The following is a 21,873-nucleotide window of genomic DNA, read 5'->3' as shown; positions in this document are numbered from 1 at the left end:
CCGAACTCGCTCTCTCTCGTCTTTACTGCGGCCGTTCTTTCTCCTACTCCGTCTCGCCGTCGAGTTCGGTGAACAGTTCCGGGTCCGTCCGGAACTTCAGGACGTTGTGAACGACGGAGTTCCGGACGTTCTGGATCACGTCGCCGTGTTCCTTGTAGAAGTCGTGTATCCAGCGCGATTCGGCTTTCCGGCTCGGGAACATCATCACTGACTTCCACTGATATTCGCCGTCGGAGAGGAAGTAAAACAGCGTGTGCCGGTCGTCGCGGATGGACACCATCGCGTCGTGCCAGGAGTCCGCGAAATGCTCGGGGTTGAATTTGAACTCGAACAGCGCGAAGTTGAACAGCTCCTCGTTCGGAACAATGGTCTCACGGAAGACCCCTTCGTCGCGCATCTTCCGGATCGATTCGCTGACGGTCACGTGGGACACGTCGATGTCGTACTTCGAGTCCAGCAGGTCCGCGATCTCGCGGGACGACCGCTGGGGATCCGCCGCCAGCTCACGCAAAACGTACATGTCCCGCTCGGTGAACTCCCAGTCCGGTGCATCGCTCATCCTGTGGCCTCCATAGTAGCAGTGGTGCAAGCGCGGCCAGTCGCGCCGTCGGTGGCTATTCGTGTTAGCGTGGGAAAAATTGTGGATAACATCTGTCTGCTATCGAACGGTTGCTGAATCAGTGGTGATGGGAGCCTCCGTAATTACTCTACTGGCCCCGAAAGTCCGGGTCGCGTTTCTCGACGAACGCAGTCGCGCCCTCTTCGTGGTCGGCAGTCGTGAACGCGAGGCCCTGTGCGGTGGCCTCGTTTTCGAGCGCCTGCTCCAGTGAACTGTCCAGGCTACGGTTGACCAGCCGCTTGGCGTGACTGAGTGCGACTGTCGGTCCCGAAGCGATGTCCTCAACGAGCTCCGATGCCTCCGATTCGAACGTCTCCGCGTCGAACACCTGCGTGAACAGCCCGAGTTCGTGGGCGGTCTCGGCATTGAGGAGTTCACCGGTAAAGAGGAGTTCCTTGGCCTTGTTCGGGCCGACGATCCGCGGGAGGAAGTAGGAGACGCCGGAGTCACTCGCCAGCCCGACCCGACGGAAGCCGAAGCCGATCTGGCCGTCGGTGCTTGCGACCTGCAGGTCACAGGCGAGTGCGAGCCCCGCGCCAGCGCCGAACGCGGGGCCGTCGATTTTCGCCACGACCGGGAGCGGACAGCTGTGGACGGTCCGGATGGCCTCGTGAAGCGACGAGACAACCAGTTCGACCCGCTCGGCCGGCGGCTGGTCGCCGGTCACCCCTTCGAGCATCGCGTCGATGTCGCCGCCGGCACAGAACGCGGAGCCAGCGCCCTCCAGTACGACACACCGGGCGTCGCTGTCGGCCACCGACTCGAACCGGTCGATGAGTGTCTCTGCGGTCGCTTTCGACAGCGCGTTTCGTGCTTCCGGCCGGTTCAGCGTTACTGTGGCTACGTCCCCCTCCGTCGACACCGTCACGGTCGCATCTTCCATGCGTGTGCGCTCACCCGGCTGGAAGATAACAGTGGTGTCCGTCACCACCTGCCAGACCAACATCGTTTGGCGGTACCTTTTGGCGGGACTGGACCGTGGTACGTGTATGCGCCTGCACTGGCATCGCCGTGACCTGCGGGCGGCGGACAACGCCGGCCTCGCCGCGGCGACTCCGTCCGACCCGGTCGTTCCCGTGTTCGTCTTCGACAGGGCCGTGCTCGATCACGCGGGGCCGCCGCGGGTCGCGTTCATGCTCGACGCCCTCGACAGCCTGCGCGAGTGGTACCGCGACCGCGGGGGCGACCTCGTCATCGCCGAGGGCGACCCCACGGCCGTCCTCCCGGACCTGGCAGCCGAGTACGGCGCGGAGAAAGTCACCTGGGGGAAGGATTACTCCGGGCTCGCACGCGAGCGCGACGCCGCCGTTCGGCAGGCACTGGACGACGCGGACGTGGCCCGCGAGGCCGTCCAGAACGCCGTCTTGCACGAACCGGGCGAGATAACAACCAACGACGGCGACCCCTACAGCGTCTTCACTTACTTCGGGCGGAAGTGGCACGACCGCGAGAAAGAGAACCCCTACGACCCTCCGTCCGCCGATGCGCTGGTCGATGTCGACGGCGACGCGCTCCCGACGCTTGCGGATCTGGGCTTTGCGGAGCCAGAGGCAGACGTGCCCGCTGCGGGGACCGACAAAGCCCGGTCCCTGCTCGATGCGTTCCTCGACGGGAATATCTACGAGTACGAACAGCGCCGGGATTTCCCGGCCGACGACTGCACGTCACGGCTCTCGGCCCATCTGAAGTTCGGGACAATCGGTATTCGGCAGGTGTACGACCGCACCGAGCGGGCAAAAGAGGGCGTCGGCGGGGACCGCCGCGAGTCCGTACAGGAGTTCCAGTCCCAGCTAGCCTGGCGGGAGTTCTACACGCAGGTACTGTTTACCCACCCGAACGTCGTGGCTTCGAACTACAAGTCCTACGAGAATCCCATCGAGTGGGAGAACGACGACGAACTGCTGCAGGCCTGGAAAGACGGCGAAACGGGCTATCCCATCGTCGACGCCGGGATGAGACAGCTCCGCGAGGAGGCGTACATGCACAACCGCGTGCGGATGATCGTCGCCTCCTTCCTCACCAAGGACCTGCTCATCGACTGGCGCTACGGCTACGAGTGGTTCCGGGAGAAGCTGGTCGACCACGACACGGCCAACGACAACGGCGGCTGGCAGTGGGCGGCCTCGACGGGGACCGACGCCCAGCCGTACTTCCGCATCTTCAATCCGATGACCCAGGGCGAAGACTACGACCCGGACGCCGAGTACATCAAGGAGTACGTCCCGGAACTCCGGGCCGCCGACCCGCAAGTCATCCACGAGTGGAACGAGTGTTCGCTCACACAGCGACGCAACGCCGCGCCGGAGTATCCGGACCCCGTCGTCGACCACAGCGAACGCCGTGAGCAGGCCCTGGCGATGTTCGAGCACGCCAGGGATGACGAGTAGGTAGTTTCATTCCGCTTCACTGTACTCTCCTGAAGACTTACACACGAAACAGAGCCGCTGCATGGCATCACAACAGCGGCCTGTCGCGGCTCTGTCTCCCTGTCCATGCAGGATGATAACGAATGGCTCCTAAACGTTTAACAGGCAGCCGCGCGACAGATATTGATGGAGGCGTTTTCATATGTCCGAACATTCAAATCCCGAGCTGCCACCGCTCCCGTACGACTACGACGCACTGGAGCCACACATCTCCGAGCAGGTGCTCACCTGGCACCACGACACCCACCATCAGGGGTACGTAAACGGTCTCGAAGCCGCCGAGAAGACGCTCGCTGAGAACCGCGACGCCGGTGACTTCGGATCGAGCGCTAGTGCGATGGGCAACGTCACCCACAACGGCAGTGGCCATTATCTCCACACGCTGTTCTGGGAGAACATGGACCCCAACGGCGGCGGCGAGCCGGACGGCGAGCTCCTCGACCGCATCGAGGAGGACTTCGGATCCTACGAAGGCTGGAAGGGCGAGTTCGAGGCCGCCGCATCAGCCGCCGGTGGCTGGGCGCTGCTCGTGTACGACCCCGTTGCCAAGCAGCTGCGCAACGTGCCGGTCGACAAGCACGACCAGGGCGCACTCTGGGGCTCCCATCCCATCCTCGCGCTCGACGTTTGGGAGCACTCCTACTACTACGACTACGGCCCCGCCCGCGGCGACTTCATCGACGCCTTCTTCGAGGTTGTCAACTGGGACTCGGTCGCTGAACAGTACGAGAACGTCGTCGGTCGCGTCGAATAAGGGGCAGTACTCGACGTTTTTTCACGGACGTGTCGAAACGCTGAGAACGTTCTGGGTCGAACGGGACTGGTCCGCGGTTACTATCGGCAGCGGTATCGAACAAATATCGCTGTGATAGCATTATACCACCGGAAAACAGTGTTACGGGAGGATACAGTTTTATAAGAGGGGAATCAGTGGTAACTGTTATGAGTCGCGATACCAGCCGACGAACGTTCTTGAAGCGCACTGGGGCGGTAAGCACAGTCGGTCTGCTCGGTGGGTTGGCAGGCTGTTCGACCGAGCAAACCGGCGGCGACGGCGGCGACGGTGGGACGACCGGAACCGGAACCGATTCCGGTGGCGACGGTGGTTCGGACTCACCGGACATTCTGATGGTCGTTGGCTACCCCCAGAGCGGGGTGCAACTGTTCAAGGACTTCTACGCCGATTACGGCGACGACGCTGCCGACATCCTCGTCACCGACGGCTTGCAGGACGGGGAACTACCGAGTAACGTCGGCGACGACATGTCGAACGTCCGCGGCACGGCTCCGTCGGCGGCCGGTCCCGGCGTCGATACCTTTACCGAGCAGTTCACCTCCGAGTTCGATCGTGAGGAGGCCGGCGTGTTCACCTCACAGGCCTACGACGCGACGGTGGTCCAGATTCTCGCGAACGTGATGGCCGGCGAAAACGACGGCCAGGCCATCCGAGACCACATGCGCGTCGTCGCCAACCCTGGCGGCGACACGTACGGCCCCTCCGATTTGCCGGCAGCCGTCGAGGCGGCCGCTGCAGGCGAGAATATCCAGTATGAGGGCGCATCAAGTGCCGTCAACTTCGACAGCAACGGTGACATGGCCTCGGCGCAGTACCAGGTCTTTGGCTTCCAGGACGGTGGCGTCGAGACGCTCAACACCGTCGACTTCAGCGCCGGGGGCGACATCCCACAGCCGGAACCGAGCGGTTCCGGAAGCGACGCCGGTCGGACGATCCAGTTCGGTGTGCTGATGCCCGAGACCGGTGACCTCGGCTCGCTCGGCAGGCCCATCCGTGATGGTGCGTTGCTTCCGGCCATCCAACTGCAGGACCAGGTCGACTTCGAGTTCGATTACCAGGTGGGCGACACGCAGACCCAGGCACAGGCTGGTATCGACGCGGCCAACTCCCTCGTCAGCGAAGGCTATCCGTCGATTACAGGCGCGGCCAGTTCCGAGACGACGATACAGGTCGCCCGCAACGTACTCATCGACAGCGGCGTCGTCGGCTGTTCGCCGGCCTCCACGTCGCCGACGATCACCGACCTCGAAGACGATGACTACATCTTCCGTACCCCGCCGAGCGACGCCCTGCAGGGACAGGTTCTGGCACAGGTCGGTGTGGACGAACTCGGTGCCGCGACCGCATCGACGCTGTATGTGAACAACAGCTACGGCCAGGCGCTACAGGAGGCTTTCGCCGGCGCGTTCGAAGCAGAGGGCGGAACTATCGTCAACCAGGTCGGCTTCGAGCAACAGCAGTCGTCGTACACGTCCGAGATCAACAGCGCGATGAATCAGTAGCGGGCCGTAAACACGCTGTTCTTTGCTATCCGCCGAGGAAGTCCTGTCGCACCTGCTCGTCGTTGAGCAGCACAGTTCCCTCGTCCTCGTAGCGGTTCTGGCCCTGGACGAGGACGTAGCCCCGGTCACACCGCCGGAGGGCTTCCTTGGCGTTTTGCTCCACCATCAGGACCGCCGTGCCGTCGTCGTTGATGCGGTCGATGCGGTCGAACATGTCCTCGACCAGGTCCGGGGCCAGCCCGGCGGAGGGCTCGTCGAGCAACAGCAGGTCCGGGTCGAGCATTAGCGCCCGGCCCATGGCGAGCATCTGCTGTTGGCCGCCGGACAGCGTCCCGGCCGATTGGTCGGACCGCTCCCGGAGAATGGGGAACCGCTCGTACACGTCCTCGATGCGGTCCTCGGGCACTTCATCGAGGATGTACGCGCCCATTTCGAGGTTCTCGCGCACGCTCAGCGACCCGAACACGTTCCCGGTCTGGGGGACGTAGCTAATCCCCTCGTAAATGATCTCGTCGGGGTTACGCTGGCTGATGTCGGTCCCGTCGAAGATAACCTCCCCGCCCATGTAGGTCGTCAGGCCAAAGACGGACTTCATCACTGTCGACTTGCCGGCCCCGTTCGGGCCGACGATGACGACGTATTCGCCGTCCGCAACGTCCATGTGGACATCGTTGAGAACCTGCAGGTCGCCGTAGCCGGCATCGAGGTCCCGGATCGCCAGCAGGCGCTCGGCCGGGTCGGGAAGCGAGACAGTCTTGGACTCCGTCGCGTGCTGGCTCATACGTCACCTCCCAGGTACGCCTCAAGTACCCGCTCGTCCGACTTGATGGTCTCGGCGTCCCCTTCGGCGAGAACGTCCCCCTGGTGCATGACGATGATGTGTTCGCAGTTGTTCATGATGACATCCATGTCGTGTTCGACGAGCAGGAAGGTCAGCCCCTGCTCCCGGCGGAGTTCGTGGATCCGTTCCAGCAGTTTCTCTTCCAGCGTCGGGTTGACGCCGGCCAGCGGTTCGTCAAGCAGAATCATCTCGGGATCGGTCATCAGGACCCGGGCCATCTCAAGCAACTTCCGCTGGCCGCCCGAGAGATTGCCGGCGTTCTCGTGGGCGAGGTGGTCGATCTCGAAGAACTCCAGCGTCTCCCACGCGCGGTCGCGCACGGCCCTCTCGTCTTTGATTACGTCGCCGCGAAGCCCGGGCGTCACCGACCGGACCACTGACTCCCCGACCTGTCCGCCCGGGGCAAGCATCACGTTCTCCAGCACGGTCATGTCGGACAGCTCGCGGGCGATCTGGAACGTTCGGACCAGGCCGCGGTTCGCGAGCGTGTAGGGCGGGAGGCCGGTGATGTCCTGGCCGTCGAAGGTGACTCGACCGCCGGTGGGCTCGTGAATGCCTGTGATGCAGTTGAACGTCGTCGACTTGCCGGCCCCGTTCGGGCCGATGAGGCCAGTGAGCGACCCCTCGGCCACGGAGAACGTCGCGCCGTCGACCGCGACGACGCCGCCGAACGCCTTGCGGAGGCCGTCGACTTCGAGCAGTGGGGACTCGATGGCGTCGCTCGTGACGGCCGGTTCCTGTCGATCCGTAGCGTCGGATTCACTCATCAGTCTCACCTCCGGATCCGGCCTGTGGTCTGTCCAGGCTCACGCTCGTCGCCGGTTCGTTCCGGTGGCCGAGCAGCCCGTCGGGCTGGTTCTGGATGATGTATATCAGGACGACGCCGATGAGGACGAACCGGAGCGTACTGACGTTGCCGACGGTGTATGCAAGGATCGGGAACGGGTCGAGCGACGCGAGTCCAGCGACCGCGTCGACGATGTTCCCGGGCGCTCTCGTGCCACCGAAGGAGATGTTCTCGCCGAGCCGGGCCGGTAGATAGAACAGCAGTCCCGAGAACGTCGCCGCGCCGAGGATGCTGCCGGTATTCGATCCGGAGCCGCCGATGATGAGGGCCGCAAACACGTAGAACGTGATCGTCGGTCTGAACTGCTGTGGGCTGACGTAGCCCGCCTGTCCGCGGAACAGGACCCCGGCCAGCCCCATCAGCGCACAACCGATCATGAACGTCTTGATCTTGAACAGCCGGGTGTCCTTGCCGAGGGACTGGGTCACGGTTTCGTCCTCGCGGATCGCTTTCAGCACCCGGCCAAACGGTGAGTTCGTGATGCGGGCGAGCACCCAGTAGCTCGCGCCCATCACCAGCAAGAGGATGATACCGTACGTGAGATTCGCCAAGTTCGGCCCGGAGACGCCGACACTCTCGGCGGCAGTCACGAGCGGCTGTCCGATTCCGTTGATGAGCCCCGACGCAACGTCGTTCGCGGACTTGAACGAGATGCCCGTCGCGCCGCCGGTGCCGACCGGAACTCCGAACAGCGAGAACTCGGCAAGACCGTCCCAGTTGACGACGAGTCGGATGATCTCGGAGAACGCGACCGTCACGATAGCGAGGTAGTCGGCCTTCAGTCGGAGCGCCGGCAGCGCCGCGAGGCCGCCGATGAGGGCGGCCATGACCATGCCACCGAGGATGCCGACCCACAGCGGGAGGCCCAGCCCCGGGACCGCGCCGGCGGCCGGGTCAGTCGGCGCGGTGAGAATCGCCGTCGTGTACGCGCCGACGGCCATGAACCCCGCGATGCCGATGTTGAACAGCCCGGTGTATCCCCACTGGAGGTTCAGCGCCAGCGCGAGGATGGCGTAGCCGCCCATGAGTACGGTCACGCTGCCGATGAAGCCGGCAGCGAGGTTCGCCCACTGCGCCCCGCCGACAGCAATCGCCAGGAGGAGCATCACAGTCCAGATACCCGCGATGAAGCCGACGACAAGCCCCACGTCCGGGAGTTCGTCGAGTCGGTCCCGGACGGAGTCGACAGCGCTCATGCCGTCGACACCCCCCCGAAGATACCGGACGGGCGCAACAGCAAGACGACGATGAGTACCAGGAACGCGGAGGCCCGCGTCAGCCCGGAGGGCAGCCAGATCAGGGCCAGGCTGTCGACCAACCCGATGAGGACGCCACCGGCCATCGCTCCGTATATTGACCCGATCCCGCCGACGATGACAGCCGCGAAAATGAGCAGCAGTAGAACCCAGCCGAAATTAAACGAGATCGTCCCGCTTTCGAGCACGAGCAGGTAGCCACCGATGCCTGCCAGGCTGCCACCCAGAATCCAGGTGAGCCGGATCACGCGCTCGGTCGGAATCCCGGTCACGCGCGCAAGATCTTCGTTGTCGGCCATCGCCCGCATCGCCTTGCCGAGCTTTGTCCGCTGTAACAGCAGGTGGACGCCGAGCATCAACAGGAGTGACACCACCAGCAGCGTGATCTCGTTATCGGTGACTGAAACCGTAGACAGAACCGTCACCCGGAGCCCGCCGCTTGCGACCCCGCTGGTCTGTGTCCCGAAGAGGAATGCGATGAGGTACCGCATTGCGAGGGCGACGCCGATAGACGCGATCAGGAGTGAAATATTGTCCGCGTCACGCATGGGGCGGTACGTGAGGCGGTCGACGAGCAGGACGATGCCGACCGATCCGACGCCGGCGACGACGAGGCCGAGAAGCACCGGGAACAACGTCGAAACGGTACTCAACTGTCGGCCAGAGTTGAGCATGAACAGTTCGGCGATCGGAGCGCCGGTTCCGAGACCGGCGGTGATGTACGCGGCGACCCACCCCAGAAACGCCCCGGCAGTCACCGTATCCCCGTGTGCGAAGTTAGCGAAATCAAGGATGCTGTACGTCATCGACAGGCCAATGCCGGCGAGTCCCACGGCCAGGCCGACGAGCAGTCCGTCCACCACCATCGAGAGCAACGAGCCCACGGTGAGCGAGCCACCCAGCAACTTCGCCCCGAGGAAGAACACAGTTGTCCCGGCGAGCTTTGCAACCAGGTCCAGCAGGAGGAAGCCGGTGACTGCGGCCACCACCACTGCCCCCGGTCGGTCACCCAGTACCGTCCGACCGTCTCTCGCGAACTCAGCAATTCCCATAGGTTACCGTTCGTTGGACCCTCCTCTCTAAATAACCCTCCGGAAATTCGTGCGAAATGACGGTGTAGAAGCCAAAACACCGGTGTAGAAACAGGAATCGTCCCATCCCAGTGTCAGGTATTGACCGACAGGTCAGTGGCCACACCGAACTGGCAACCGCGTTCAGCCAGCCAGGACACAGCGACGGCTGTTGTAGCGGCAGCGAACGGAGTACAGGAGTCGCAAGTCCAACCAAGCCAATTATCAGCTATCTGAATAGTCGACATATCGAAAACCACCGGACTGCGGCCTGATACTGGCGTAGAACAGGACTATTCACAGCGCTTTTATGCGGTCCATCGATGATATACGACAGATGATACGCCTGGTCGTCGCCAGTTTCATGCTGGTTCTCGTGTTGGGAAGCGGTGCCGCGCCGCTGGCGGTGTCACAGCCGACCGACGAGAGCGTCGGCGTCCAGACGCCCGACGGATTCGACCGGACGACGTTCCAGGTCACACTGTATCAGAACGGGTCAGCGAGGTGGGCGATTATCCACAGGACCCCGCTCGTGAACGATTCTGAGCAGGAGTTCGAAGAGTTCGCGGCGGAGTTCGAGCAATCCGAACAGCCGCTGTATCAGAACTTCGTCGAGCAGTCCACGGTGCTGACACAGTACGGGACGAACGTGACGGGGCGGAACATGACCGCGACCGACTACGAACGCTCGGCGTCGGTCGACCCGCTGCAAAACACCGGGACGGTGACGATGTCGTTCCGGTGGCGTAACTTCGCCGTGGTGGCGGGCGACTCCGTAGTCGTCAGCGACGTGTTCGACGGCGGCTTCTACATCGGGCCGAGCCAGTCGTTCGTCTTCGAACGCGGTCCCGGGCTTGCGTTTGGCGACGCCCAGCCGGCACCGGACTCACAGAGCGCCCCCGACTCGCTGGCGAACAGCGAGAGCGTCACCTGGAACGGCGAGCAGTCGTTCAACGACCGCCGGCCCTACGTGGAACTGACACCGCGCGAGACCGGACAGAGCGCCGGGTCGGAGCGCGGGACCACGGTGGCCGCTGACGCGCCGGACGAGTCCGGCAGCGGCCCATCGTGGCTGCTCCCGGCCGTTGTCATTCTGATCGCCGTCGTGGTCGGCGGTGCGGCGGCGTGGCGGTCCGGCGCGCTGGCAGGGGTGCTGGGAGCCGACGACGAACCGCCCGCTTCGGCACCGTCGGAGGCGGCGGACACGGAGCAGTCATCGACGGCTGCGCCGGCCGGCACGGCAGCGGGCACGGACACGCCCGACGAACCAGCGGTGCCCGACGAGGAACTCCTCACCGACAGCGACCGCGTCCGCAAGCTGCTTGAGGAAAACGGCGGCCGGATGAAACAGGTCGACATCGTCGACAGCACCGACTGGTCGAAGTCGAAGGTGAGCATGCTCCTCTCGGACATGGAGGAAGCGGGCGACATTTCGAAGCTCAGAGTCGGCCGGGAGAACATCATCAGCCTCGCCGGCCAGGAGCCTGACGCCGCCGGGTCGCCATTCGATGACGAGTGAGAAACCAACACAGGGCGGGGCTGAAACGCAATGATTATACGTATCTCCAATCTACGGATTTGTGTACGCTCCGTTGGTGTAGTCCGGCCAATCATATCACCCTCTCACGGTGATGACTAGGGTTCAAATCCCTGACGGAGCATTTCTCTCCGATTCTTTCCCGAGCATCAGCAGCCGTATCCAGCGACCGACAGTATTTGTGTCTTCCAGTCCAACCAGGCGGTATGCGCGTCGCGGTAGTCACCGTCGGAGACGAACTGCTCAGTGGCGAGACGGTCAACACGAACGCCGCGTGGCTGGGCCAACAGCTCGCGGAGCGTGGCGTCACTGTTGCCCGGACGACGGTCGTCCCCGACGAGATCGCGGATATCGCCCGCGTGGTCAACGAATACCACGCCGAGTTCGACGCCGTCATCGTCACCGGCGGCCTGGGGCCGACCCACGACGACAGAACCATCGAGGCGGTCGCCGCGGCGTTCGGGCGGGATGTCGTCGAGAGCGAAGAAGCCCTCGCGTGGCTGGAAGAACACGGCGGCTACACGCGTGACGATCTGACCGACGGGACCGGTGAAGTGCCAGAGGGGTCTCGCGTGCTGCCCAACCACGAGGGCGTCGCCCCCGGCTGTGTCGTCGAGAGCTGCTACGTCCTGCCGGGCGTGCCCGCGGAGATGAAGCGGATGTTCGAGGAAGTTGCGGAGGAGTTCACCGGCCAGCAGCGGTACGTCCGCACCGTCGATGCCGACGAGCCCGAGAGCGCCCTGCTTGACCGACTGGCGGAGGTCCAGGAGCAGTTCCCGGTCAAGGTCGGGAGCTATCCCGGCGACCACGTCACTGTTCGGTTCGAGGGGACAGAGGAGAATCTGGTCGAGGAAGCGGCCGCCTGGTTCAGCGAGCGCGTCGAGTCACCGCCGGCCGAGTGATTAGCGGTAGAGGTGGTTCAGCCAGAGGAAGGTCAGGAGCAGGCCGCCGAGCGTGATGGCCGCGCCGGACGCGTTGATGATCCCTGCCTGAACGCCACTCTGGAGTACAACTGACATAGCAGTGGCTTCTGTGCGGGGTGGCTTGAAAGGCACGCTCCCGGGTCGCTTTTGCCGCGGGGTCGCGTAGGGACGGTGAATGCGACGAATCGGTGTCGTGGTCAATCCCATCGCCGGGATGGGCGGCCGCGTCGGCCTCAAGGGCACTGACGGCAAAGTCGCCGAGGCGCGCCGCCGCGGTGCGGAGCAACGCGCACCGGACCGCGCACGGGTAGCGCTCCAGTCACTCGCCGAGGTGGGGACAGACGTGGACCTGCTCACCTACGGCGACCCGATGGGTGCGGAGATCGCCCGCGACGCTGGATTCGACCCCACGGTGGTCGGCTCCCCGGCGACCCCCGACGAGACGACCAGCGAGGACACACGGGCGGCGGTCCGGGCCTTCGCTGAAGCGGACGCGGACGCGATTCTGTTCGTCGGCGGCGACGGGACAGCCGTGGACGTAGCGACAACCCTTGACGAACTGGACGCGGATATTCCGATTTTGGGCGTTCCGGCGGGCGTCAAGGTGTACTCGTCGGTGTTCGGCGTGTCGCCACGGGCGGCCGGGCGCATCGTCGCCCGCTTCTCCGAGACTGAGCGCGCGGAGGTCAACGACATCGACGAGGACGCCTTCAGAGGCGGGGAAGTCGTCACCGAACTCCGGGCTGTTGCGACGGTCCCCGTCGCGGACCAGCGCCAGTCGGCCAAGCAACTGGGCGGCGGCAGCGTCGAGTCCCTCGCCGAGAGCGTTGCCGACGCCGTCGAAACGGGCGTCACGTACGTTCTCGGCCCCGGGAGTACCGTCGGGGCGATCAAGGAACACCTCGGGTTCGACGGAACGACGCTGGGCGTGGACGTGTGGCGCGACGGCGAAGTGCTGGTCCGAGACGGGGCCGAATCGGACATCCTCGACGTGCTCGGCGACCGGAACGTCATCGTCGTCTCCCCCATCGGCGGTCAGGGGTTTGTGTTCGGTCGGGGGAACCAACAAATTTCGCCGGCGGTCATCCGGCAGTGTGACCTCGAAGTGGTCGCCTCGCGGCGCAAACTGGACGGCATCGGCACGCTCCGCGTCGACACCGGCGACCCGGACCTGGACGCGGACCTGCGGGGCTGGATTCGGGTCCGAGTGGGCCGACACGAGCGCAGACTCGTCGAAGTCGTCTGAGGACCCGCCGATAGCAAGAAGCCATGATATATTCGACGCGCTATTTTATCATGTATAGTCAAGATTAAGGTATCTGCCCTCCGAAATAGGACATATGGAAACGCGGAAAGTCCAGCGATTGGGGCCGTCGACGCTCGCGATGACGTTACCAGCGGAGTGGGCCAGCGCACACGACGTTGAGAAAGGCGACGAAGTGTCACTGCGAATGGGCGGGAAAGGCACGCTGACAGTCATGCCAGAGTCCGTCCAGACAGAGGAATCGGAGGCTATCATCCACGCCGAGAACCTCGATGCCGACTCCGTCGAGCGGGCTATCGTCGCCCAGTACGTGCTTGGCCGGCGCGTCATCCACGTCGAAGCCCCGGAGGGCGAGACACTGGAATCGTCCCACATCAACGCCGTCTACAACGCCGAAACCCAGCTCATGGGCCTCGGCGTCATCGAGGAGACGCCCGATCGGATCGCGATTCGCTGTTCCGTCGACCCGGAGGACTTCACGCTGAACAACCTCCTCGAACGGCTGGAATCCACCGGTTCGACGATGCGCAACGAAGCGGTGAAATCCCTCGCCCACGGCAACCCCGACCTCGCTCAGCGGGCGCTCAACCGTGAGCGCCAGGCCAACAAGATATTCGTCCTCCTGCTGCGGCTCATCTTCACGGCCTACCAGAACCCCAACCTCGCGCGGGCAATCGGCCTCGACGACGGCTTCCCGCTCATCGGCTACCGCTCGATCGCGAAGAACCTCGAACTGACGGCGGACAACGCCGAGGACATCGCCGAGATCGCCCTGGAGACCGAGGACCATTCGCTCAACGTCGATAGCTCGACGATGCGTCGCATCCGCGAGTTCACCGACCAGGTCAACGATATCACCGAACTGGCGGTCCAGGCCGCCGTCGACCGCAACTACGACACCGCGATCCAGGTCCGGGAGCTGTACAAGGACATCGGCGACAAAGAACACGAGATCCTGGACGACCTTCCGGAGATGGACAACGAGGCGCTGCTGGAAGTGCGTGAAGTGCTCGTCAGCCTCCAGCAGACGGCCGAGTTCGCGGTCCGGAGCGCCGAAATCGCGACGAACCTCGCACTCAACGAGGAGTCCGAACACACGACCATCGAGTGAGCGACGCTGGCCGTTGACTCCGGTCAGCGACCACGGCGACATCCCGGTTTTTCCGCCCCGGCTCCGAGTGCAATTACGGGTTCACTACCACGACAGGGTACTGTGAAAAACGCCTGTCTCTTTGACGGTCCGGAACGGAGTCCTCGTATGAAGCAGACCGTCGGCCCGTCGACGCCCGTTCACGTCGCGGTCAAAGAGGCCGTCGCGACGCTTGAGAACTGTCATCCCACCCAACTCGGGAGCCTCGGCCTTGTCGTCGACGCCAAGCGACTGGACGCCGTGCCGGGCACCTCATCCGGGGAGCCGCCGATGCTGTTCCACTACTGTGGCTACACGATCACGGTCGATGACACGGGGACGCTCCGGGTCGAGAACTGAGGGATAACAGAGCGGCAGTGCCAGCTACCCAAGCAGGCCGCCGTCGTCAGTTTCGGTCTCGGTTTCCATCGGTGTCTCAGTTCCCGATTCGGTCGCAGTCTCCGTCGGTATCGAAGTCTCGGTCTCCGTATCGGTGTCTCCACCGCCCAGTAGCCCGTTGTCCGTTTCGGTTTCCGTGGGTGTCGGGGTCGGCGTCTCAGTCGTTTCGTTTCCGTCCGACGCGTCGTCGGCCGGCTCATCGTGGGGTTCGGCGCTCGTTCCGTTGCCGGTCGGATACGTCGCCTTGTTACCGAAGATGTCCGTCTCAATTTCCTGCTGGTAGTCGATAGAATCCAGGTCGACCCGGAACTGCTCGCCGCCGGCCTCCAGTACGAGGTAGAAGTCGATGTAGAGGTCCGTCCGCTGGTTGCGCTGGAGGTGAGACACCCACCAGCGGTCGAGGTTCTCGTTCTGGATGGCGGTGTTCGCTTCGAGTGTCGTCTCCTCGCCGGGGCTGAGGACGTAGCCACGATCCGTTTCGCCCTCGCCGACGGTCACGTCGTTCATCCGAATGGTGTAGCCGACTTTGGTGATCGTGTAGGGGTACGGCTTGGGGTTGTACACGTCGAAATCGAGGGCCAGCGGTGTCTCGGACTGGGTGAGGTTCCCCTGGTCCCACGCGCCGCGGGTCTCGTTGATGTAGAGCACCGGGTCCGAGACGAGCGGCTGATCGGCCTCGACGGGACGCGTCTCGGTGGAGTTGAACTGGCCGAGGAGGTCAGTCTGGATGGTTCGATCCTGGCCGAACGACACTGACCGACCGCCGAGTGTCGAGGACGTGACGGTGGCGTCGATACCGACTGCCGTCGTCTCGCCGTTGTCGATGTGGGTGACCCACCACGGCGGGATGCGGTCGTTTTGCATCTCGGTGCTGAGTTGCAGCGTCGAGTTGCCGGTCCCGATGCCGACGCCCTGCCTGTCGCCCTGTGCCATCTCCACGCCGTTCATCGAGACAGTGTAGGTAACCCCGACACCGCCCAGCTGGACGCCGACTGGGTTGGGATTGTTCACGGTCAGATTCGTCGCCACAGTGGTCGTCTGGTTCGAGACATCCGCGAAGTGATTGTCGACGGACTCGACGCCGGGTGTGCCCAGCACGCCGAGCGCGACGCTGCCGCCCACAGCAGCGGCGGCCACGACGATCAGGACGCCAACGATTTTCAACGTACCCATAGTTGCTCCCCACTCTTCGACGGGTGAATATATGTCCTGTGGCCCCAGCCCGAATGAACTAAGTGGGCAACACCGAAAGCGTCGTACATGAGTTCCAAGGCGTCCAAAAGCGACAAGGGAATGGGCCTGGCCCTGTTGTTCGGGCTCGTCTCGGTCGGCGCGGCCGTGGCCACAGCAACTAACAGCTACAACTACGCAATTCTACACGCACAGGAGCTTGACACCGGAAATTTGCTCGTGACATCGGGCGGCGCGTTCGGATTGGCGATGCTGGCCGCGGCCGTAGCGATCGTGGCGATTCACGCCTACGACGCCTAACGTCGGTATCAACGCAGAGACTGTGAAGGGAACCGTTAAAAACGCTGAGAACTATCCTCTAGTATGGCCGATTACAGCGAGGAAGACCGACGCATTCTCGAATATCTCCGGGACAGCGTCTCGCGTGGGGAGAGCTACTTCCGCGCGAAGAACATCGCTGAGCAACTCGGCCTCTCGTCGAAGCAGGTGGGAGCGCGGCTCCCGCGCCTGGCTGAAGAGGCCGACGAAGTCGAGATCGAGAAGTGGGGGCGCGCCAGGTCCACAACATGGCGCGTCACGCCGACCGGATAGCCGCCCCCGGATTTTACACACTGTGACAATCGGTGGTTTCATCGGCCAGTAGTCCACAGTACCTTCTATGACTGTCCGGGTCGAGCGAACGATGACTGTGCCGGCCACACCGGAGCGTGTCTGGGAATTCATCACCGACCCGGACAAACGGGCCCGGCCGATCAGCGTCGTCACTGATTGGGAAGTCATCGACGACACGCACGCGAACTGGTCGATCAAGCTCCCGATTCCAGTGGTCAATCAGACGCTCACGGTGAAAACCGAGGATGTCGAACAGCGCCGCCCGGAGTACGCCCGCTTCGTCGGTCGCTCGAAGGTGATGACCGTCCAGGGCGAACACGAACTCGAAGAGATGGCCGACGGCGGGACGAAACTGACGAACCGATTCATCGTCGACGGAAAGCTCCCGGGCGTCGAGCGCTTTTTCAAGCGGAACCTCGACGACGAGATGCAGAACCTCGAACAGGCGCTGCGGGACGACCTCGAAGTCGAAGCATGAGGGTCACGCTTGCCCAGATAGACGTGTCGTCGGACTCGGTCGAGACGAACGTCGGCCGCGCGACCACAGCTATCGAGGACGCGGCCACGGACGGCGCGGACCTCGTTGTGCTCCCGGAGCTGTTCAACGTCGGCTACTTCGCGTTCGACCGCTACGCTCGGGAAGCGGAGGGGCTGGAGGGCGAGACACTCAACCAGATCCGCAGTGTCGCCGCGGACCACGGCGTGGCGGTGCTTGCCGGGAGCATCGTCGAAGACCTCGAAGCCAGCGCCGACAGCGGCTTCGACGTGCCAGCGGACGAAGGGATGGCAAACACTGCCGTGTTCTTCGACCGCGACGGGGAGCGACAGGCGGTGTACCGCAAACACCACCTGTTCGGCTACGACTCGGCGGAATCCCAACTGCTCGAAGCCGGCCGGACGATTCCGACCGTCGACTTCGAGGGGTTCACAATCGGCATCACCACTTGCTACGATCTCCGGTTCCCGGAGCTGTACCGGCATCTCGTCGACGAAGGCGTGACGCTGACGCTCGTGCCGAGTGCGTGGCCCTACCCGCGGGTCGAACACTGGAAGCTGTTCGGCCGCGCCAGGGCCGTCGAAAACCAGCTGTATGTCGCCGCTGCGAACGGCGTCGGGCAGTTCGAGGACGCGGAGCTGCTTGGCCGGTCGACGGTGTACGACCCGTGGGGGACGACACTTGCCAGCGCCGACGACGACCCAGCGCTGGTGACTGCCACCCTCGACCCGACGCGGGTCGACCAGGTCCGCGCGGAGTTCCCGGCGCTTGCGGACCGCCGGACGGACTGGTCGTAACTGCAGTCGCCGTTTTACAAAAAGCGACTTTTGAGCGTTCGCCGTCGTTATGGGGCTTTCAGAACGACTACGCTCCGTATGCCTTCGCGAGTCAGGGTCCTCGCTGTCGTCGCTCTCCTCCTGTTGGCCGGCTGTGCCGGCATGGGTGGAAGCGGCGATGCGGGCGGGGCAGACGGCGGCGGTGACGGCGCACAGATGTCCGACGGCGGCGACGGATCGAGTCAGCCCGAAGCGGCTGATTCGGGCGCAAATGCGGGTGATAGCGAGAACGTCCAGGCCAACAACGCGATGACCGACCGGGCGATCATCCGTAACGGACGGATGGTCGTCGAGGTGGAGAACTACTCCACCACGGCCGAAGCAATCGCCGCCCGCGCTCGCACCTCCGGCGGCTACGTGAGCGACTCGAACCGCGAACTCCACCGCGACGACAACGAGACGTGGTACACGGGCTACATCGTCGTCAGAGTGCCCAGCGAGGAGTACGAACCGATGCAGTCGATGGTGAGCGAGCAGGGAACGGTTCGCTCCGAGGAGACCACGACGAAGGACGTGACCGACAAGCTCGTCGATCTCGAAGCGCGGCTGACCAACCTCCGGGAGCGCCGCGACCGACTGCGGACCTTCTACGAGCAGGCCAACAGCACGGCGGAACTGCTTCGCATCGAGCAGGAGCTATCGTCGGTCCAGAACGACATCGAGCGCCTGGAAGCCCAGAAGCGCTCGCTCGAACAGCGGGTCGCCTATTCGACGCTCCGCGTCGAGATTCACGAGCCAGCACCTGAGCCGTCGGCCCAGCAGGTCCCGTATCACGAGCGGTCGCTGGTCTCGGCGTTCCTCTCCTCGGTGACTGACGTGTACGTGTTCACCCGCGGCCTGCTCGTGACCGCCGCGAGTCTCGCACCGTGGCTCGTCGTCCTCGCCGTTCCGGTCGTCGGCGGCCGGCGGCTCCTTCGCGGTCGGTCACTGCCGCTGCTGGGCCGACGTGGCACGTCGAAATCGGTCACAGAAGACGGCGACAGCGGAAGCGACGACCCACAGCAGGAACCCGCTGAGGAAGCGACCGGTGAGTCGCCCGACGACGAGTCGTAACTGGTGTTGACACCGGGCCTTTTTTGCGTGTGCACTTGCTACGGGTAGCTGCCGGCAAGGCGCTTTTCACGTCGATGCCGGCGCTAACGCCCGTCTCGCTGCTCGGCCACTCGGCGTCGCTCGTCCGCCAAGGCTGTCCGGACAGCCTTTTCACTCCTTTCCCGGAGTCGCGGATGTCTTCGCCACTCCTCGTCTTTCCGATACTATTGACACAGACCCTCTCACCGGCAGGTACGTCAAAATCGGTCCCCGGAGCGGGCCGCCTGGGCTACCGCGACCGCTCCCGCTCTAGGGCTTCCTTGAAGTGTTCGGGCGTGATCTCCACTTCGTCGGCGTTCTCCGTGGCCTCTTCTGGCCCGTAGGCGGACGCGACCTCTCGGATGGCCAGCATCGACGCCTCGCGGACGACAGCCTCCAGCTGTGCACCGGAGAAACCGTCGGTGTCTTCGGCGAGGTCTTCGATAGCGACGGCCTCGGCGAGGGGCTTCCCGTCGGTGTGGACGGCGAGAATCTCCTCGCGGGCGTCACGGTCGGGATTGGGAACCTCGACGTGCTGTTCGAGGCGGCCCGGCCGCAACAGCGCGTCGTCGATCATGTCCCGGCGGTTGGTCGCGGCCAGTACGACCAGATTGGGATTCTCGGTGATGCCGTCGAGTTCCGCGAGTAGTTGCGAGACGACGCGCTCGGTGACCTCGTTGCCCTGGCCGCGGTGGCTGGCGATGGCGTCGATCTCGTCGAGGAAGATGATGCTCGGCGCGGTCTGGCGGGCGCGCTCGAACAGTTCCCGGACCGCTTCCTCGCTCTCGCCGACGTAGCGGTCCATGATTTCGGGGCCGGCGACGTGGATGAAGTTCACGTCACTCTCGCCGGCGACGGCCCGTGCGAGCAGGGTTTTGCCGGTCCCCGGTGGGCCATACAGCAGGATACCGCTCGGCGGGTCGGTGTTGGTCGCGGTAAACAGTTCACTGTACGACAGCGGCCACTCGATTGCCTCGGTCAGCGTTTGTTTGACCTCCGATAGCCCGCCCACGTCGTCGAAGGTCGCGGACGGCGACTCGGCGACGTACTCCCGCATCGCGCTGGGGTCGACGGTTGCGAGGGCGGTCTCGAAATCGTCTCGGTGAACCATACCGTCCTCGCGGTCGGCCCGGAGCGCGGCCATCGCGGCTTCGGTGGTCAGCGAGGCGAGGTCCGCGCCGACGAACCCATGGGTCTGTGCGGCGATGCGGTCCAGATCCACGTCCTCGTCCAGCGGCATGTCCCGCGTGGTCACGTCCAGGATTTCCCGGCGGCCGTGCTCACCGGGGACGCCGATTTCGATTTCGCGGTCGAAGCGCCCGCCCCGGCGCAGTGCGGGGTCGATGGCGTCGACGCGGTTCGTCGCGCCGATGACGACGACGCGGCCCCGGTCTTCGAGGCCGTCCATCAGCGTGAGCAACTGAGCGACGACCCGGTTCTCCATGTCGGCGTCCTCATCGCGTGAGCCGGCGATGGAGTCGATCTCGTCCACGAAGAGGATGGCTGGTGCGTTGGCTTCCGCCTTCTCAAAGGCCTCTCGGAGCCGCTCCTCGCTCTCGCCTTTGTACTTCGAGACGATTTCAGGTCCCGAGATGGTATCGAAGTAGGCGTCGACTTCGTTAGCGACCGCCCGCGCGATGAGTGTCTTCCCCGTCCCGGGCGGGCCGTGGAGCAACACGCCGCTTGGCGGGTCGATGCCCAGACGACGGAACTCCTCAGGTTCGGTGAGGGGCATCTCTATCATCTCGCGGATGCGGTCGAGTTCCTCGTCGAGGCCGCCGATGTCCTCGTAGCTCACTTCTGACTCCGTCTCGGCGGTCGGTGTGTTCGCCGTTGTTGCCTCGCCGCCCGACGGCTGGCTCGTGTCGCCACCGCTGTCGAGGCCCGGCAGCACGGTCACCGCCGTCGCATCGGTGACCCGAACCGGCCCCGACGGCGAGGTTTTGCGGACGAGGAAGGTCCCCAGCCCCTCGATGTGGGTCCGCTCGTCGGCCTGGATTATCTGGTCGACCAGCCGCTTTCCGACCAGGCTCTCGTAGTCTTCGCTGCCCGGCATCGGTTCGACCGGCTGGACGGCGATCTCGGTCGCTTCGGAGACCGACCCACTCGTCACGGTGACCGTGTCGCCGATGTTTACGCCGGCGTTCGCCCGGGTGTCGGAGTCGATGCGGACGAACGAGCCGTCGTCGTCCGCCGGCCAGACCTTCACGACGGTCATGTCGTCGCCCTCGATGATGACCGGCGACCCGCTCAACACACCGAGTTCGGTCCGTGCGGACTCCGGCAGCCGTGCGATGCCGCGCCCGGCGTCGCGCTTGTTCGCACCCTCGACGGTGAGTTCGACACCGGCGTCAGTGGACCCGCTCATGCCGCCTTCTTGCAATCCGACTCCCTTGAGGGTTCCCGTTGTGTCGCGGGAAAATAATATACGGACGGCCATCGGAGTCTCCGGTATGGTTGTCCAAACCGAGCGAGACGACATTACGTGGTACAAGTGCGAGACTTGTGGCCTGATGTTCGACGACCAGAGCGACGCGCGCCAGCACGAGGAAAACTGCGACGACGAGGACCCCTCCTACATCCAGTAACCGGTCCTGTCTCGCGGTCACACCTCTCCCTCACCGCCGGTTTCAGTCTTCGACGATTTCGAAGCTCCGCTCGCCGAGTTCGTCCTCCTCGAAGACGAACACGCGGCCGTTCGTTACGTCGTAGTCCACTTCGACCTTCGTCCGCATCTGATTGTCCCGGACCGTAACGCCCGGGAACAGTTCGTCCTCCTCGCCGTCGTCAAGGATGACCCGCCCGACGCCCGTTTCTTCGAGGATATCGTCGTGCGTGCGGAGGTCGTTGACGTACACGAGAATGCCCGACGTTTCCGTCTCGTCGGTTATCAGTACGTGCGTGTCCTTTCCCGGGCCTGTCTGGACGTTCCCTTCGACCGCCGTGGGGACGCCGCGATAGAACGCCTGGCGGCCGTCGAGGTACTCCACGACGACGCCGTCCTCGGTCAATTCGACCGAAACGGTGTCCGGTGCGATGTCCGACCGGTTGCTCATAC

23 protein-coding genes and 1 tRNA gene are annotated in these 21,873 nt (G+C 64.2%); 15 read left to right on the top strand and 9 right to left on the bottom strand.

Going from position 1 to position 21,873, the window contains the following annotated elements:
• Positions 1-43: 43 nt before the first annotated feature.
• Positions 44-559: an Lrp/AsnC family transcriptional regulator gene (locus NDI54_RS09040; RefSeq protein WP_310896121.1), complete on the bottom strand. Its 516-nt coding sequence runs from the start codon at positions 557-559 to the stop codon at positions 44-46.
• A gap of 148 nt (positions 560-707) precedes the next feature.
• Positions 708-1,565, bottom strand: a complete 858-nt coding sequence (locus tag NDI54_RS09035) for an enoyl-CoA hydratase/isomerase family protein (protein WP_310896120.1) — start codon at positions 1,563-1,565, stop codon at positions 708-710.
• A gap of 43 nt (positions 1,566-1,608) precedes the next feature.
• Here NDI54_RS09035 and NDI54_RS09030 point away from each other — a divergent pair, with 43 nt between their 5' ends.
• The 3 genes from NDI54_RS09030 to NDI54_RS09020 all read left to right on the top strand — a co-directional run bounded on the left by NDI54_RS09030 (position 1,609) and on the right by NDI54_RS09020 (position 5,343).
• Positions 1,609-3,006 (top strand): cryptochrome/photolyase family protein, encoded by a 1,398-nt coding sequence (locus NDI54_RS09030; RefSeq protein WP_310896119.1) that lies wholly within the window; start codon positions 1,609-1,611, stop codon positions 3,004-3,006.
• 181 nt (positions 3,007-3,187) lie between these two features.
• On the top strand, positions 3,188-3,799 hold the full coding sequence (sod, locus tag NDI54_RS09025) for a superoxide dismutase (protein WP_310896118.1): 612 nt from the start codon (positions 3,188-3,190) through the stop codon (positions 3,797-3,799).
• 188 nt (positions 3,800-3,987) lie between these two features.
• Complete coding sequence (locus NDI54_RS09020) at positions 3,988-5,343, top strand: substrate-binding domain-containing protein (RefSeq protein ID WP_406600173.1); 1,356 nt, start codon at positions 3,988-3,990, stop codon at positions 5,341-5,343.
• Between the two features lie 25 nt (positions 5,344-5,368).
• Here the strand turns inward: NDI54_RS09020 and NDI54_RS09015 are convergent, their stop codons facing one another.
• The 4 genes from NDI54_RS09015 to NDI54_RS09000 are packed head-to-tail and all read right to left on the bottom strand — an operon-like array spanning position 5,369 to position 9,339.
• Positions 5,369-6,124: an ABC transporter ATP-binding protein gene (locus NDI54_RS09015; protein ID WP_310896117.1), complete on the bottom strand. Its 756-nt coding sequence runs from the start codon at positions 6,122-6,124 to the stop codon at positions 5,369-5,371.
• Entirely contained in the window at positions 6,121-6,951 is an 831-nt protein-coding gene (locus NDI54_RS09010) for an ABC transporter ATP-binding protein (protein WP_310896116.1), read from the bottom strand. The genes NDI54_RS09015 and NDI54_RS09010 overlap by 4 nt, the downstream gene beginning before the upstream one ends.
• On the bottom strand, positions 6,944-8,227 hold the full coding sequence (locus tag NDI54_RS09005) for a branched-chain amino acid ABC transporter permease (RefSeq protein ID WP_310896115.1): 1,284 nt from the start codon (positions 8,225-8,227) through the stop codon (positions 6,944-6,946). Before NDI54_RS09005 ends, NDI54_RS09010 begins: the two co-directional genes overlap by 8 nt.
• Complete coding sequence (locus NDI54_RS09000) at positions 8,224-9,339, bottom strand: branched-chain amino acid ABC transporter permease (RefSeq protein ID WP_310896114.1); 1,116 nt, start codon at positions 9,337-9,339, stop codon at positions 8,224-8,226. The genes NDI54_RS09005 and NDI54_RS09000 overlap by 4 nt, the downstream gene beginning before the upstream one ends.
• Before the next feature lie 328 nt (positions 9,340-9,667).
• On the opposite strand from NDI54_RS09000, the gene NDI54_RS08995 reads away from it, so the two are divergent.
• The 6 genes from NDI54_RS08995 to NDI54_RS08970 all read left to right on the top strand — a co-directional run bounded on the left by NDI54_RS08995 (position 9,668) and on the right by NDI54_RS08970 (position 14,570).
• On the top strand, positions 9,668-10,876 hold the full coding sequence (locus NDI54_RS08995; RefSeq protein ID WP_310896113.1) for a helix-turn-helix transcriptional regulator: 1,209 nt from the start codon (positions 9,668-9,670) through the stop codon (positions 10,874-10,876).
• A 67-nt stretch (positions 10,877-10,943) separates the two neighbouring features.
• A tRNA-Glu gene (locus NDI54_RS08990) sits at positions 10,944-11,018 on the top strand.
• 82 nt (positions 11,019-11,100) lie between these two features.
• On the top strand, positions 11,101-11,796 hold the full coding sequence (locus NDI54_RS08985) for a competence/damage-inducible protein A (RefSeq protein ID WP_310896112.1): 696 nt from the start codon (positions 11,101-11,103) through the stop codon (positions 11,794-11,796).
• A 196-nt stretch (positions 11,797-11,992) separates the two neighbouring features.
• Positions 11,993-13,063, top strand: a complete 1,071-nt coding sequence (locus tag NDI54_RS08980) for an ATP-NAD kinase family protein (RefSeq protein WP_310896111.1) — start codon at positions 11,993-11,995, stop codon at positions 13,061-13,063.
• Between the two features lie 94 nt (positions 13,064-13,157).
• The gene (locus NDI54_RS08975) at positions 13,158-14,192 is read left to right on the top strand and encodes a phosphate uptake regulator PhoU (RefSeq protein WP_310896110.1); all 1,035 of its coding nucleotides are present in this window, start codon (positions 13,158-13,160) and stop codon (positions 14,190-14,192) included.
• A 147-nt stretch (positions 14,193-14,339) separates the two neighbouring features.
• A complete protein-coding gene (locus NDI54_RS08970; RefSeq protein WP_310896109.1) occupies positions 14,340-14,570 on the top strand; it encodes a HalOD1 output domain-containing protein in 231 nt (76 codons plus the stop codon).
• 24 nt (positions 14,571-14,594) lie between these two features.
• On the opposite strand, the gene NDI54_RS08965 is transcribed toward NDI54_RS08970, so the two are convergent.
• Positions 14,595-15,782, bottom strand: a complete 1,188-nt coding sequence (locus NDI54_RS08965; protein WP_310896108.1) for an LEA type 2 family protein — start codon at positions 15,780-15,782, stop codon at positions 14,595-14,597.
• Positions 15,783-15,869: 87 nt separating this feature from the next.
• On the opposite strand from NDI54_RS08965, the gene NDI54_RS08960 reads away from it, so the two are divergent.
• From NDI54_RS08960 to NDI54_RS08940, 5 genes are all read left to right on the top strand, one after another.
• The gene (locus NDI54_RS08960; protein WP_455032223.1) at positions 15,870-16,100 is read left to right on the top strand and encodes a DUF7525 family protein; all 231 of its coding nucleotides are present in this window, start codon (positions 15,870-15,872) and stop codon (positions 16,098-16,100) included.
• Between the two features lie 63 nt (positions 16,101-16,163).
• Positions 16,164-16,391 carry a DUF7123 family protein gene (locus tag NDI54_RS08955; RefSeq protein ID WP_004592831.1) on the top strand — a complete coding sequence of 76 codons (228 nt, stop codon included), beginning with the start codon at positions 16,164-16,166 and terminating at the stop codon, positions 16,389-16,391.
• 67 nt (positions 16,392-16,458) lie between these two features.
• On the top strand, positions 16,459-16,890 hold the full coding sequence (locus NDI54_RS08950; protein ID WP_310896107.1) for an SRPBCC family protein: 432 nt from the start codon (positions 16,459-16,461) through the stop codon (positions 16,888-16,890).
• The gene (locus NDI54_RS08945) at positions 16,887-17,705 is read left to right on the top strand and encodes a carbon-nitrogen family hydrolase (RefSeq protein ID WP_310896106.1); all 819 of its coding nucleotides are present in this window, start codon (positions 16,887-16,889) and stop codon (positions 17,703-17,705) included. The genes NDI54_RS08950 and NDI54_RS08945 overlap by 4 nt, the downstream gene beginning before the upstream one ends.
• Positions 17,706-17,783: 78 nt before the next feature.
• On the top strand, positions 17,784-18,797 hold the full coding sequence (locus NDI54_RS08940; protein ID WP_310896105.1) for a DUF4349 domain-containing protein: 1,014 nt from the start codon (positions 17,784-17,786) through the stop codon (positions 18,795-18,797).
• Positions 18,798-19,065: 268 nt separating this feature from the next.
• Here NDI54_RS08940 and NDI54_RS08935 read toward each other — a convergent pair whose 3' ends face one another.
• Positions 19,066-21,183, bottom strand: a complete 2,118-nt coding sequence (locus NDI54_RS08935; RefSeq protein WP_310896104.1) for a CDC48 family AAA ATPase — start codon at positions 21,181-21,183, stop codon at positions 19,066-19,068.
• 85 nt (positions 21,184-21,268) lie between these two features.
• On the opposite strand from NDI54_RS08935, the gene NDI54_RS08930 reads away from it, so the two are divergent.
• On the top strand, positions 21,269-21,403 hold the full coding sequence (locus NDI54_RS08930) for a DUF7128 family protein (protein ID WP_268812783.1): 135 nt from the start codon (positions 21,269-21,271) through the stop codon (positions 21,401-21,403).
• Positions 21,404-21,445: 42 nt separating this feature from the next.
• Here NDI54_RS08930 and NDI54_RS08925 read toward each other — a convergent pair whose 3' ends face one another.
• Complete coding sequence (locus NDI54_RS08925) at positions 21,446-21,871, bottom strand: DUF5796 family protein (RefSeq protein ID WP_310896103.1); 426 nt, start codon at positions 21,869-21,871, stop codon at positions 21,446-21,448.
• Positions 21,872-21,873 lie beyond the last annotated feature (2 nt).

The organism is Haloarcula terrestris (assembly GCF_031624315.1).
Lineage (GTDB): Archaea > Halobacteriota > Halobacteria > Halobacteriales > Haloarculaceae > Haloarcula > Haloarcula terrestris.
This window is presented reverse-complemented; position numbering and strand designations above follow the sequence as displayed.

What these genes read in the sequence shown, in the direction of transcription:
- NDI54_RS09040 (WP_310896121.1), bottom strand. Translation starts at nt 559, where the DNA reads ATGAGCGATGCACCGGACTGGGAGTTCACCGAGCGGGACATGTACGTT.
- NDI54_RS09035 (WP_310896120.1), bottom strand. Translation starts at nt 1,565, where the DNA reads ATGTTGGTCTGGCAGGTGGTGACGGACACCACTGTTATCTTCCAGCCG.
- NDI54_RS09030 (WP_310896119.1), top strand. Translation starts at nt 1,609, where the DNA reads ATGCGCCTGCACTGGCATCGCCGTGACCTGCGGGCGGCGGACAACGCC.
- sod (WP_310896118.1), top strand. Translation starts at nt 3,188, where the DNA reads ATGTCCGAACATTCAAATCCCGAGCTGCCACCGCTCCCGTACGACTAC.
- NDI54_RS09020 (WP_406600173.1), top strand. Translation starts at nt 3,988, where the DNA reads ATGAGTCGCGATACCAGCCGACGAACGTTCTTGAAGCGCACTGGGGCG.
- NDI54_RS09015 (WP_310896117.1), bottom strand. Translation starts at nt 6,124, where the DNA reads ATGAGCCAGCACGCGACGGAGTCCAAGACTGTCTCGCTTCCCGACCCG.
- NDI54_RS09010 (WP_310896116.1), bottom strand. Translation starts at nt 6,951, where the DNA reads ATGAGTGAATCCGACGCTACGGATCGACAGGAACCGGCCGTCACGAGC.
- NDI54_RS09005 (WP_310896115.1), bottom strand. Translation starts at nt 8,227, where the DNA reads ATGAGCGCTGTCGACTCCGTCCGGGACCGACTCGACGAACTCCCGGAC.
- NDI54_RS09000 (WP_310896114.1), bottom strand. Translation starts at nt 9,339, where the DNA reads ATGGGAATTGCTGAGTTCGCGAGAGACGGTCGGACGGTACTGGGTGAC.
- NDI54_RS08995 (WP_310896113.1), top strand. Translation starts at nt 9,668, where the DNA reads ATGCGGTCCATCGATGATATACGACAGATGATACGCCTGGTCGTCGCC.
- NDI54_RS08985 (WP_310896112.1), top strand. Translation starts at nt 11,101, where the DNA reads ATGCGCGTCGCGGTAGTCACCGTCGGAGACGAACTGCTCAGTGGCGAG.
- NDI54_RS08980 (WP_310896111.1), top strand. Translation starts at nt 11,993, where the DNA reads ATGCGACGAATCGGTGTCGTGGTCAATCCCATCGCCGGGATGGGCGGC.
- NDI54_RS08975 (WP_310896110.1), top strand. Translation starts at nt 13,158, where the DNA reads ATGGAAACGCGGAAAGTCCAGCGATTGGGGCCGTCGACGCTCGCGATG.
- NDI54_RS08970 (WP_310896109.1), top strand. Translation starts at nt 14,340, where the DNA reads ATGAAGCAGACCGTCGGCCCGTCGACGCCCGTTCACGTCGCGGTCAAA.
- NDI54_RS08965 (WP_310896108.1), bottom strand. Translation starts at nt 15,782, where the DNA reads ATGGGTACGTTGAAAATCGTTGGCGTCCTGATCGTCGTGGCCGCCGCT.
- NDI54_RS08960 (WP_455032223.1), top strand. Translation starts at nt 15,870, where the DNA reads ATGAGTTCCAAGGCGTCCAAAAGCGACAAGGGAATGGGCCTGGCCCTG.
- NDI54_RS08955 (WP_004592831.1), top strand. Translation starts at nt 16,164, where the DNA reads ATGGCCGATTACAGCGAGGAAGACCGACGCATTCTCGAATATCTCCGG.
- NDI54_RS08950 (WP_310896107.1), top strand. Translation starts at nt 16,459, where the DNA reads ATGACTGTCCGGGTCGAGCGAACGATGACTGTGCCGGCCACACCGGAG.
- NDI54_RS08945 (WP_310896106.1), top strand. Translation starts at nt 16,887, where the DNA reads ATGAGGGTCACGCTTGCCCAGATAGACGTGTCGTCGGACTCGGTCGAG.
- NDI54_RS08940 (WP_310896105.1), top strand. Translation starts at nt 17,784, where the DNA reads ATGCCTTCGCGAGTCAGGGTCCTCGCTGTCGTCGCTCTCCTCCTGTTG.
- NDI54_RS08935 (WP_310896104.1), bottom strand. Translation starts at nt 21,183, where the DNA reads ATGAGCGGGTCCACTGACGCCGGTGTCGAACTCACCGTCGAGGGTGCG.
- NDI54_RS08930 (WP_268812783.1), top strand. Translation starts at nt 21,269, where the DNA reads ATGGTTGTCCAAACCGAGCGAGACGACATTACGTGGTACAAGTGCGAG.
- NDI54_RS08925 (WP_310896103.1), bottom strand. Translation starts at nt 21,871, where the DNA reads ATGAGCAACCGGTCGGACATCGCACCGGACACCGTTTCGGTCGAATTG.